Below are 10773 nucleotides of genomic sequence, written 5' to 3' on the forward strand. Positions count from 1 at the left end.
CGGCCAGGCAGTCGTCGCAGCCATAGATGCGGTTGCCGATCTTCTCGCGGAATTCGAGTGGGATCGGCCCCTTGTTCTCGATGGTGAGGTAGGAGATGCAGCGCCGCGCGTCGAGCCGGTAGGGCGCTGGAAAGGCATTGGTCGGGCAGGCGTCGAGGCAGGCGCGGCAGGAGCCGCAATGGTCGATTTCCGCTTTGTCCGGTTCGAGCTCGGCCGTCGTGAAGATGGTGCCGAGGAAGAGCCATGAGCCATGCGCGCGGCTGACCAGATTGGTATGCTTGCCCTGCCAGCCGAGGCCCGCGGCTTCCGCCAGCGGCTTTTCCATGACCGGGGCCGTGTCGACGAACACCTTCACGTCGCCGCCGGCACGCGCGACGATCTTGCCGGCGATCTCCTTCAGGCGGCCCTTCATCACGTCGTGATAGTCGCGGTTTTGCGCATAGACCGAGATGGCGCCGCGATCGCGTTTTTGGAGCACATCGCGCGGATCGCGGTCCGGGCCGTAATTCATCGCCACAACGATGATCGAGCGCACTTCCGGCCACAGCGCCGAGGGCTCGGCTCGGCGTTGAAACGTCTCGGCGATCCAGTCCATCGAGCCGTGGAAACCGTCGGCGACGAATTCCGCCAGGCGCGCGGGCGCCTCCGGGATCGCATCCGGCGTGGTGACGGCGACGGCATCGAAGCCGGCGCGGCGCGCCTCCGCGTCGATCAGGGCGCGCAGTCTGTCAGAAGTCGAGGTCCGCATAATGCGATACCGGCGACAGGCCGCGCACCCGGTCGGTGAGCAGCGGCCGGAACGACGGCCTTGATTTCACCCGCGTATACCATTCGCGCGCGGCGGCATGCTCGCGCCAGTCGATCTCGCCGAGATAGTCGAGCACCGAAAGCGTCGCCGCCGCCGCGAGGTCGGCATAGGTCACCTTGTTGCCGGCCAGCCAATGGCGCGTTCCGGCGAGCCAATTGGTGTATTTCATGTGCTGGCGGATGTTGGCGCGCGCGGCGCGGATCGCCGCCGAATCGGGCGAGCCGCCGCCCGCCGTTTCCGGCATGACCGGCTTCAGCACGCGCTCACGCACCAGATGGCGGGTGACCTCGCTTTCGGCCTTCGCGAGATACCAGTCGGTCAGCCGGCGGATTTCGGCGCGCTGCATCGGATCTTCGGCAAACAGCCGCTTGTCGCGCTTGAGCACCCCGCGCGTCTCGTCGAGATATTCGGCGATCACCATGGCGCCGACGATCGGCACGTCGCCTTCGGCAAGCAGGATCGGCAGCGTGCCCGCCGGGTTCAGCGCCAGAAACTCCTTGCGCCGCGTCCAGGGCTTCTCCTCGATCAGCGCCAGCTCCTCGCCATACTCGCCGAAGGCGAGGCGCACGAAGCGGCAGGTGGCGAACATCGGATGGTGGAAAAGCGTCAGCATGGTTCCGCGATGATAGGGCGCACTGGCGAATCGCCTCCTGCGCCGGTAAGTCTTGGCGGCCCGTCATGCGGCCGTCACGGTGTTGCGACCTATAGGGGGACTTCCGCGCCGTGACAAGCAAGCCGTTGTCTTCAGCTATCCCCGAAATCCTGAGGTTGCCATGGAAAGCCAGACCATCGTCGAAGCGCTGCTGCTTGGGCTGCTGGAGGGCCTGACCGAGTTCATCCCGGTGTCGTCGACCGGCCACATCCTGCTCGCCGGCCATTTCCTCGGCTTCCATTCCACCGGCAAGGCTTTCGAGATCCTGATTCAGCTCGGCGCGATTCTCGCGATCTTGAGCGTCTATTTCCACCGCCTCTGGAAGATGCTGCTCGACCTGCCGCATGACCGCCTGACCCGGCATTTCGTCATCGGCATCCTGATTGCCTTCCTGCCGGCCGCGGTCATCGGCGCGCTGGCGCATGATTTCATCAAGACCTTCCTGTTCGAATCGCCGCGGCTGATCTGCATCATGCTGATCATCGGCGGCGTGGTGCTGCTTGCCGTCGACCGCATGAACCTCAAGCCGGTCTATCGCGACGTCGAGCGCTTCCCGACCCGGCTCTATCTGCAGATCGGCCTGTTCCAGTGCCTGTCGCTGATCCCCGGCACCTCGCGCTCCGGCTCCACCATCGTCGGCGCGCTGCTTCTCGGCGTGGAGAAACGCGCGGCGGCGGAGTTTTCCTTCTTCCTCGCCATGCCGACCATGGTCGGCGCCTTCGCCTTCGACCTGTTCAAGAACCGCAACGTGCTGACCTCGGCCGACCTGCCGATCATCACCGTCGGCTTCGTCGCCGCCTTCGTCAGCGCGCTGATCGTCGTGCGCTTCCTGCTCGATTTCGTCTCGCGCAAGGGCTACTCGCTGTTCGGCTGGTGGCGGCTTGTGGTTGGCGCGGTCGGGCTGGTCGCGCTGATGGTATGGGGATGAGGGCGGGCTTCGCCCGCACCACTTCGTCGAGTTCCCGCCAACCCCCCTCTGGCCTGCCGGCCATCTCCCCCGCAAGGGGGGAGATTGGCAGCTTAGGCGCCGCGCCCTTCTGCGATGTCCACAATTGGCGAGAGCCGCGGTGACGTCCGATCTCCCCCCTTGCGGGGAGATGTCCGGCAGGACAGAGGGGGGTGCTGTCCCGCCAGCATTTCGCGAGGGTCCGGCTGAGCCCCTCAATTCCTCCCATAAAAAGCATTCTCCACGTGCACCGGCCAGCGCCAGGGCAGCACAGCCACCATGTCGAATCGCACCGACAGCCGGCCATAATCCGGCTGGCGCGACAGCCAGAGATCGGCCGCACTCTCGATGCGTCGTTCCGACGCGTGAGCGATCGCTTCCATCGCCTCCATCAACGTTCGGCGTGCCTTGACCTCGACGAACAGCACGAGGTCGCCGCGCCTGGCGATCAGGTCGATCTCGCCGAGCTTGGTGCGATGGCGGCGGGCAAGAATCCGGTAGCCTTTCAGCATCAGCGCCAGCGCCGCCAGCCATTCGCCGCGATGGCCGCGCCGATAGGCCTTGCGCCGATGGCCGACGCTGCGCTCAGCCACCGTTGTCTTCTCTTTGTTTGACCATGATCTTTTCCGAACCGAAGGTCAGCGAATGCAAAAACCGGTCCCCACTTTTCGGGATCATGGTCTGTCCCTGAGTTCCAGGAGCCGCCGGTAGAGCGCCTGCTTCTGACCGCCGGTCATCTTCGCCGCTTCGGCCGCCGCCTTGGATGCCGGCATTTCGGTGGCCAAAGACAACAGCAGCCGGTCGATGTCGGCTGGCTGGTCCGCCGTGGCTTCCGCCGGACCGACGCAGACGACGATTTCGCCCTTCGGCGTGTCGGCCGCCGCGTAGTGCTCGGCAAGCTCATTGAGCGTGCCCGTTCGCATCTCCTCGAAGGTCTTGGTCAGCTCGCGGCCGATCGCGGCCTTGCGCGTGCCGCCGAGCGCCTCGACCATCGCGGCAAGCGTTTCGGCCAGCCGGCGCGGCGATTCGAAGAAGATCAGCGTCGCCGGCACCTGCCTGAAGCTTTCGAGCTTCGTCAGCCGCTGACCGGCTTTCGCAGGCAGGAAACCGGCGAACAGGAAGGCATCGGACGGCAGGCCGGACGCGGTCAGCGCGGCAAGTGCCGCCGAAGGCCCCGGCACCGGCACGACGCGGATGCCGCGCTCCAGCGCTTCGCCGACCAGCCGGTAGCCGGGATCGGAGACCAGCGGCGTGCCGGCGTCAGAGATCAGCGCCACGCTCTGCCCGGTCGCCAGGGCCTCGATCAGCTTTGGCCCGGCCTCGCCGGCATTGTGCTCGTGATAGGCCGTGGTGCGGCGGCGGATGCCGTAGCGTTCGAGCAGCACGCGCGAGACGCGGGTATCCTCGCAGGCGACGATATCGGCCGCGGCCAGCGTCTCCAGCGCGCGCAGCGTGATATCGGCCAGATTGCCGATCGGCGTCGCCACCAGATAGAGCGCCGGCGCGAGCGGCCGCGCCGCGATCTCGGTCTGCCCGATCAGGTAGCTGCGTTTGTCGCCGGTCACCGGATACCCCTCTCTACCCACCTTGTTTGGCACGGCTCACGGCCGGTTGCAAAACGTGAAGTCGGGGTAAGGAAATCGCCATGCCTTCGCCACAGTGAGGAACGAAACCGGCACCGGTCGATTTAATCCCTGATTCCCCGGAGGAGGCAGGACCGGACGATGCCCAATCGCTTCGATATTTTCATCAGCCGACTTGAAAGCAAAACCGCCCGCGAGGGCACTCCCCCACATCCGATCGCCGCCCAGCAAGGGGCTCGCCGCGACAAGGCCGAAGAGAAGCCCGCCCGCAACGGCGAAGCGCATGGCGAAAAGACCCGCGGCAAGCCCCGCCAGAAGCACGACGCTTAAGATAACCAGCAACCTTCGCGATCCTCGCGCCTCGTCATTCCAGGGCGAAGCAAGGAGCGAAGCGACGCGCGCAGACCCTGGAATCCATGCCGTTACATCGAAGCGCCACCAACGGTGCGGAATTCTGCTCCGCCGCGCCCTTCGCATAGGTCACGGCATGGATTCTCGGGTCAAGCCCGAGAATGACGAAGGCGCGAGATCACCGCGCCAAATCCGCCACCACGGCATCGAGCACGATCATGCCGGCGGTCGTGGCGCGGAGCCGGGCATTGCCGACCGGCGCCACCAGCCCCTCCTCCTGCAGCACCGAAAGCCTCGCGGTCGAAAGGCCGCGCCCGGCAAGCGTCTCGTAGCGCGCGAGGTCGATGCCTTCGGCAAGCCTCAGCCCCATCAGCAGGAACTCGTCGGCCTCTTCCGAGCGCGTCAGCACCTCGCCGCCGGTCACGCCATGGCCCCTGGCCTCGACCAGATTGGCCCAGGTTTCCGGCATCTTTTCCGCGATGGTCACGGTGCGGCGGCCGTTTTCGACGAAGCGGCCATGCGCGCCCGGCCCGACGCCGACATATTCGCCGTAGCGCCAGTAGGTCAGGTTGTGCCGGCTTTCCGCGCCCGGCCGCGCGTGGTTGGAGATCTCGTAGGCCGGCAGCCCATGCGCCGCCGTGACTTCCTGCGTCAGCGCGTAAAGGTCGGCGGCATGATCGTTGTCGGGAAGGATGAACTTCCGCGCCGCATGCAGCGCGTGGAAGGGCGTGCCTTCCTCGATGGTGAGCTGGTAGAGCGAGAGGTGGTCGGCGGCGTGGCCGATCGCTTCTTCGAGTTCCGCCCGCCAGGCCTCCGGCGTCTGGCCCGGCCGCGCATAGATGAGATCAAAGGAGAGGCGGGGGGATATGTCCCGCGCGAGCCCGATTGCCAGCAGCGCCTCCTCGACATTGTGCAGCCGGCCGAGGAAGCGCAGGTCCTTGTCGTTCAGCGCCTGCACGCCGAGCGAGACGCGGTTGACACCGGCCGCGCGATAGCCGCGGAAGCGCTCGGCCTCGACCGAGGACGGGTTGGCCTCCAGCGTCACCTCGATGCCGGCCGGCACCGTCCAGTTATTCGCCACGGCCTCAAGCACCGCCGCGACGGTCTCCGGCTTCATCAGCGACGGCGTGCCGCCGCCGAGGAAGATGCTGGTCACCTCGCGCGGCCCGGTGCGGGCGCGCATCGTTGCGAGCTCAGTCGCGAAGGCGCGTGCAAACCGCTCCTGGTCGACCGGCTGGTGGCGCACATGACTGTTGAAGTCGCAGTAAGGGCATTTGGCCGCGCAGAACGGCCAATGGATGTAGACGCCGAAGCCGGGGCTGCGGTCGAGCGGCATGGTTTGGCCGATCCCGATCATTCCGAGCCGAGCCTGGCCAGATCCAAGCGCGCCAAATCCAAGCGGGCTTGGGCAAACTTCTGGAAGGCGCGGGCGCGGTGCGACAGCGCCGTCGCCTGGCCGGGCTTCCAGCCGTGTTTTTGCTCCGCGCTCATCTCGCCGAAAGTCTTGTCGAAGCCGTTGGGCAGGAACACCGGGTCATAGCCGAAGCCTAGCGTGCCGCGCGGCGGCCAGACCAGCGTGCCCTCCGCCTCGCCCCGGTAATACTCGGCTTCGCCGTCCGGAAAGGCGAGGCAGATGACGGCGACGAAGCGGCCGGTGCGTTGCGCCGGCTCGGTCGCGCCGACCTCCTGCAGCGCCACTTCGGTGCGCTGCATGGCCATGCCGAAATCGCGTGTGCCATCCGGCGTCTCGGCCCAGTTGGCGGTGTAGACTCCCGGCGCGCCGTCGAGCGCGTCGACGCAAAGCCCGGAATCGTCGGACAGCGCCGGCAGCCCGGTGGCCTTGGCCGCGGCATATGCCTTGATATAGGCGTTCTCCTCGAAGGTCGTGCCGGTCTCATCCGGTTCCGGCAGGCCATATTCCTTGGCCGATTTCGCCTCGAAGCCGAACGGCGCCATCAGGTCGGCGAATTCGCGCAGCTTGCCTTCGTTATGGCTGGCGACGACGATCTTCTGTCCGTTGAGAGAATGCATCACAGGCCCCAGATCCTTGGCTCGGCGAACTCGATCGAATTGCCTGAAGGGTCGCGGATATAGATCGAATGTCCGCCCTGCGGCCATTCGAAATCGCTTTCGATGGCGATGTTCTTCGCTGCCAGATGCCTGCGCCACTCGACGATCTCACCGGCCGTCGCCGTGAAGCAGAGATGGCCCTCTCCGGCCGTGCCATGCGGCGGCACCCTCAGCCTGGCGTCAGGCGCCGGCGGGATCTTGGTCGCCTCGGCGTTGAAAAGCAGCAACACGCCGTCGCCGCAGCGGAAGAAGACGTGGCGGCCCTCGACCTTGCCCAGCGGCTCCAGGCCGATGATGTCGCGGTAGAATTGCTCGGCAGCCTGCAAATCTGTGACGTAGAGAGCCGATTCCAGGATCGCAGAGGGCGTCACGAGGCACCCCCCTCTGGCCTCGGGCGTTCGTCGTTCGCAAAGCCAAGCAATTGGCTTTGCGTCCGCTTCGCGGACCACTCCTCACCCCCCGCAAGGGGGGAGATTGGCAGCTCCGCCGTCGGCGTCTCAACGGTGAAGATTGGCGAAACCCGAAGTGCCGCCCGATCTCCCCCCTTGCGGGGGAGATGGCCGGCAGGCCAGAGGGGGGTGCGAAGGATCGCCAACCTCATCAATAACCCTAAGCCACCGCCATCTGCTGCAGGCTCACCAGCCGCGAAATGCCTTTCTTGGCCAGCGTCATCAGCGCGGCAAACTGCTCTTCGGAGAAGGGCTCGCCCTCCGCCGTGCCCTGGATCTCGACGATGCCGCCCTTGCCGGTCATGACGAAATTGGCGTCGGTGCCGGCCGAGGAATCTTCGAGATAGTCGAGGTCGATGACCGGCTGGCCGTCGTGGATGCCGCAGGAAATCGCGGCGACATGGTCTCTCAGCACCTTGGAGACGCTGACCATCTGGCGGGCTTCCATCCAGCGCAGGCAGTCGTAGAGCGCCACCCAACCGCCGGTGATCGAGGCCGTGCGGGTGCCGCCATCGGCCTGGATGACGTCGCAGTCGACGGTGATCTGCTGTTCGCCCAGCGCCTGCAGGTCGACCACGGCGCGCAGCGAGCGGCCGATCAGCCGCTGGATCTCCAGCGTGCGGCCGCCCTGCTTGCCGGTCGACGCCTCGCGCCGCATGCGCTCGCCGGTCGAGCGCGGCAGCATGCCGTATTCGGCCGTCACCCAGCCCTTGCCGGAATTGCGCATCCAGGCCGGCACCTTCTCTTCCAGGCTCGCCGTGCACAGCACATGCGTGTCGCCGAACTTCACCAGGCACGAGCCTTCGGCATGCTTGGACACGCCGCGCTCGAAGGAGATGGCGCGCATTTCGTCGGATTGGCGTTTGGAGGGGCGCATCGAGGCTCTTTCTGTTCTTTTCCCGGATTCGTCGGCGGCTTGTAGACGCATGCGGCGCATGGCGCAAAGGAAAATGGGCCGTTGCACCCGCAGCCGCTAGGTCTATATCTTTCGGTTGGAGGTTTTTCGCCGGAATGAACAAGGCAGTGGATCCCGCTTCGCAGCCGCCCGTGCTTCAGTCACTCGACATGCGCTCGCGCGACATCTTCAGGCGGATCGTCGATTCCTATCTGCGCGACGGCGAGCCGGTCGGCTCGCGCAGCCTGTCGCGCATCCTGCCCTCGTCGCTGTCGCCGGCCACCATCCGCAACGTGATGAGCGACCTCGAGCATCTCGGCCTCATCTATGCGCCGCACATCTCGGCCGGCCGCCTGCCGACCCAGACCGGTCTGCGCTTCTTCGTCGACGCCTTCATGGAGCTCGGTGATCTGTCCGACGAGGAGCGCCGCGCCATCGAGGCGCAGGTTCGCGCATCTGGCTCGGGCGCGACGCTGGAGCATATGCTGACCGAGGCCAGCCAGATGCTGTCCGGCATGTCGCGCGGCGCCGGCCTGGTGCTCGCCGCCAAGAACGAGGTGGCGCTGAAGCATATCGAGTTCATCCAGCTCGAACCCACGAAGGCGCTCGCCGTCCTGGTGTCGCAGAACGGCGACGTCGAGAACCGGGTCGTCGACCTGCCGGCCGGCATCACCATCTCGCAGCTGCACGAGGCCTCCAACTTCCTCAACGCCCATATACGCGGCCGCACGCTGGCCGAGGCGCGCATCGAGGTCGCCCGCATCAAGGACGAGACCAGGGCGGCTCTCGACACGCTGTCGCAGGACCTTGTCGAGAAGGGCCTCGCGGTGTGGGCCGGCGCGGAAAGCGGCCTGCCGGCGCGTCTCATCGTGCGCGGCCGCGCCAACCTCCTGGAGAACGTCACCGCCCAGGCCGACCTCGAACTGCTGCGCCATCTGTTCGAGGATCTGGAGACGCAGGACGGGCTGCTGCAGCTTCTCGACCTTGCCGAGGAAGGCCCTGGCGTGCGCATCTTCATCGGCTCGGAGAACAAGCTGTTTTCGCTGTCCGGCTCGTCGCTCGTGGTCGCGCCCTATCGCGACAAGGACGCGCGCGTCGTCGGCGCGCTTGGCGTCATCGGCCCGACTCGGCTCAACTATGCCCGCATCGTGCCGATGGTCGATTATACGGCCCAATTGGTTTCGCGGATGCTGAGGTAGAAGCCCGCAAGCAGGGATCGCCGCAAGGAGGGTGGAAATGGCGCTGGAATCGTTCAAGGCCCAGATCAGCCTGTTGCTCGAGCAGATGGTGAACCAGCCCGAGGACGAGCACGAAGTGCAGGAGCAGCTGCGCGAGAAGCTCAGGGAGATGCGCGCCATGGGCCTGCCGCTGCCGGCCGACCTGGTCGCGCTGGAAAAGCGGCTCGACGACGATCTGGATGTCGAGGAAAGCTGATCTGCCGGCAATTCCCGTCAATCCGCGTGCCCGCGCTTCTATTTCGGGACGCCTGCCCGATATCTGCTGTCTGTTGCGCTTGATCGAATGACGGAGAACGGCATGATACGGATCGCCGGTCTTGCAGGCATGGCCCTGCTTCTGGCTTCTGGCGCCTTCGCGCAGCAGGCCGACCAGCCCTTGCTGACGGGCCGGAAGGCCTTCGGCGACTGGAAGGCCGACCGTCCAGGGGTGCGGCGTCTCATCAAGCCGGACGATCTCCAGCAGCCAAATGTCGCCGAATCCGCGTCGAACGGCGGCGGTCTCACCGATCGCCCGGAGGATGCGAAGCCGATCCTCCCGCCCGGCTTTTCGGCCGAGTTGGTCGCGTCCGGCATCGACAGCCCGCGTGTCGTGCGCGTGGCGCCGAACGGCGATCTCTTCGTCGCCGACAGCAGGGCGAACCAGATCCGCGTCTACCGACTTGCCGAGGGCAGCGCGAAACCCGCCGAGAAAGCAGTCTTCGCCAAGGGGCTGACGCGGCCCTATGGCATCGCCTTCTATCCGCCGGGCGACAAGCCGCAATGGGTCTATGTCGCCAACAGCAACAGCGTCGTGCGCTTTGCCTATCGCGATGGCGATCTCGAAGCCTCCGGCAAGCCGGAAACCGTCGTCACCAAGATCCCGGCCAGTCATCACTGGACGAGGGACATTACCTTCTCGCCCGACGGCAAGACGCTCTATCTGTCGGTCGGCTCGGGCTCCAACATCGCCGAGGACATGGGCGCCAGCCCGAAAGGCGGCGTCGAAGAATGGGCGAGGTCTCAGCCGCTCGGCGCCACCTGGGGCGCGGAGGAAGGCCGCGCCGACGTGCTCGCTTTCGATCCCGACGGCAAGAACCGCCGGATGGTCGCCACCGGCCTGCGCAACTGCTCGGGCATGACCGTGCAGCCGGCGACGGGCGCGCTCTGGTGCGTCGTCAACGAGCGCGACGAGCTCGGCGACAACGTGCCCTTCGAATATGCCACCACCGTCAAGGACGGCGCCTTCTATGGCTGGCCCTGGTACTACATCGGCAACAATGAAGATCCAAACTACAAGGGTGCGCGCCCCGATCTCGCCGGCAAGGTCACCATGCCCGATGTATTGATGCAGGCGCATTCGGCGCCGCTCAACATCGCTTTCTATGAAGGCGGCGATTTTCCGGCCGACTACAAGGGCGACGCCTTCGTCACCCTTCACGGCTCATGGAACCGCAATGTCCGCACCGGCTACAAGGTGGTGCGGCTGAAGTTCAAGGACGGCAAGCCGACCGGCGAGTATGAGGATTTCGCCACCGGCTTCGTCATCGCGGACGACGCGGTCTGGGGCCGGCCGGTGGGCGTGGCCGTGGCGAAGGACGGCGCGCTGATCCTGACCGAGGACGGCAACGGCACGATCTGGCGCATCAGTTATGGCGGCTAGCTCGTTGGCACGGGGGGTTTTGGAAGGCTGCCGTTTGCGAGATTTTCACCGTTCATTTCCGCCGTTTCAGACCGCTGATTGTCGACGTCGGCGCTGCCCTCATCGCTCTGCCGGGCACTTCTCCCCGTATAGTGACGGGGAG

At 66.0% G+C, this 10773-nt stretch carries 13 protein-coding genes; 5 read left to right on the forward strand and 8 right to left on the reverse strand.

The window, feature by feature from the left end:
* Nucleotides 1–748: tRNA epoxyqueuosine(34) reductase QueG (gene queG, locus EOA29_RS12940; RefSeq protein WP_127220976.1), on the reverse strand; the 748-nt coding region annotated here is incomplete at its 3' end.
* Nucleotides 729–1421: a glutathione S-transferase family protein gene (locus EOA29_RS12945; protein ID WP_126091039.1), complete on the reverse strand. Its 693-nt coding sequence runs from the start codon at nucleotides 1419–1421 to the stop codon at nucleotides 729–731. The genes EOA29_RS12945 and queG, both read right to left, overlap by 20 nt.
* 160 nt (nucleotides 1422–1581) lie before the next feature.
* Here EOA29_RS12945 and EOA29_RS12950 point away from each other — a divergent pair, with 160 nt between their 5' ends.
* Nucleotides 1582–2388: an undecaprenyl-diphosphate phosphatase gene (locus EOA29_RS12950; protein WP_126091038.1), complete on the forward strand. Its 807-nt coding sequence runs from the start codon at nucleotides 1582–1584 to the stop codon at nucleotides 2386–2388.
* A 233-nt stretch (nucleotides 2389–2621) separates the two neighbouring features.
* Here the strand turns inward: EOA29_RS12950 and EOA29_RS12960 are convergent, their stop codons facing one another.
* Nucleotides 2622–2999 (reverse strand): YraN family protein, encoded by a 378-nt coding sequence (locus EOA29_RS12960; protein ID WP_126091037.1) that lies wholly within the window; start codon nucleotides 2997–2999, stop codon nucleotides 2622–2624.
* A gap of 81 nt (nucleotides 3000–3080) precedes the next feature.
* Nucleotides 3081–3971, reverse strand: a complete 891-nt coding sequence (rsmI, locus tag EOA29_RS12965; protein ID WP_126091036.1) for a 16S rRNA (cytidine(1402)-2'-O)-methyltransferase — start codon at nucleotides 3969–3971, stop codon at nucleotides 3081–3083.
* A 159-nt stretch (nucleotides 3972–4130) separates the two neighbouring features.
* Between rsmI and EOA29_RS12970 the strand changes: the two genes are divergently transcribed.
* The gene (locus tag EOA29_RS12970) at nucleotides 4131–4319 is read left to right on the forward strand and encodes a hypothetical protein (RefSeq protein WP_126091035.1); all 189 of its coding nucleotides are present in this window, start codon (nucleotides 4131–4133) and stop codon (nucleotides 4317–4319) included.
* A 199-nt stretch (nucleotides 4320–4518) separates the two neighbouring features.
* Here EOA29_RS12970 and hemW read toward each other — a convergent pair whose 3' ends face one another.
* The 4 genes from hemW to rph all read right to left on the reverse strand — a co-directional run bounded on the left by hemW (nucleotide 4519) and on the right by rph (nucleotide 7736).
* A complete protein-coding gene (gene hemW, locus EOA29_RS12975) occupies nucleotides 4519–5697 on the reverse strand; it encodes a radical SAM family heme chaperone HemW (protein WP_127220977.1) in 1179 nt (392 codons plus the stop codon).
* Nucleotides 5694–6371, reverse strand: a complete 678-nt coding sequence (gene rdgB, locus EOA29_RS12980) for an RdgB/HAM1 family non-canonical purine NTP pyrophosphatase (protein WP_126091033.1) — start codon at nucleotides 6369–6371, stop codon at nucleotides 5694–5696. Before rdgB ends, hemW begins: the two co-directional genes overlap by 4 nt.
* The gene (locus EOA29_RS12985) at nucleotides 6371–6781 is read right to left on the reverse strand and encodes a VOC family protein (protein ID WP_126091032.1); all 411 of its coding nucleotides are present in this window, start codon (nucleotides 6779–6781) and stop codon (nucleotides 6371–6373) included. Before EOA29_RS12985 ends, rdgB begins: the two co-directional genes overlap by 1 nt.
* 238 nt (nucleotides 6782–7019) lie before the next feature.
* The gene (gene rph, locus EOA29_RS12995) at nucleotides 7020–7736 is read right to left on the reverse strand and encodes a ribonuclease PH (protein WP_126091031.1); all 717 of its coding nucleotides are present in this window, start codon (nucleotides 7734–7736) and stop codon (nucleotides 7020–7022) included.
* Between the two features lie 134 nt (nucleotides 7737–7870).
* Here rph and hrcA point away from each other — a divergent pair, with 134 nt between their 5' ends.
* From hrcA to EOA29_RS13010, 3 genes are all read left to right on the forward strand, one after another.
* Nucleotides 7871–8953 carry a heat-inducible transcriptional repressor HrcA gene (gene hrcA, locus EOA29_RS13000; RefSeq protein WP_126091030.1) on the forward strand — a complete coding sequence of 361 codons (1083 nt, stop codon included), beginning with the start codon at nucleotides 7871–7873 and terminating at the stop codon, nucleotides 8951–8953.
* Between the two features lie 37 nt (nucleotides 8954–8990).
* Complete coding sequence (locus tag EOA29_RS13005) at nucleotides 8991–9188, forward strand: hypothetical protein (RefSeq protein ID WP_126091029.1); 198 nt, start codon at nucleotides 8991–8993, stop codon at nucleotides 9186–9188.
* A 102-nt stretch (nucleotides 9189–9290) separates the two neighbouring features.
* Nucleotides 9291–10631: a sorbosone dehydrogenase family protein gene (locus tag EOA29_RS13010; protein ID WP_126091028.1), complete on the forward strand. Its 1341-nt coding sequence runs from the start codon at nucleotides 9291–9293 to the stop codon at nucleotides 10629–10631.
* The last annotated feature ends 142 nt before the right edge of the window (nucleotides 10632–10773 follow it).

The organism is Mesorhizobium sp. M1E.F.Ca.ET.063.01.1.1, from assembly GCF_003998155.1.
Classification (GTDB): domain Bacteria; phylum Pseudomonadota; class Alphaproteobacteria; order Rhizobiales; family Rhizobiaceae; genus Mesorhizobium.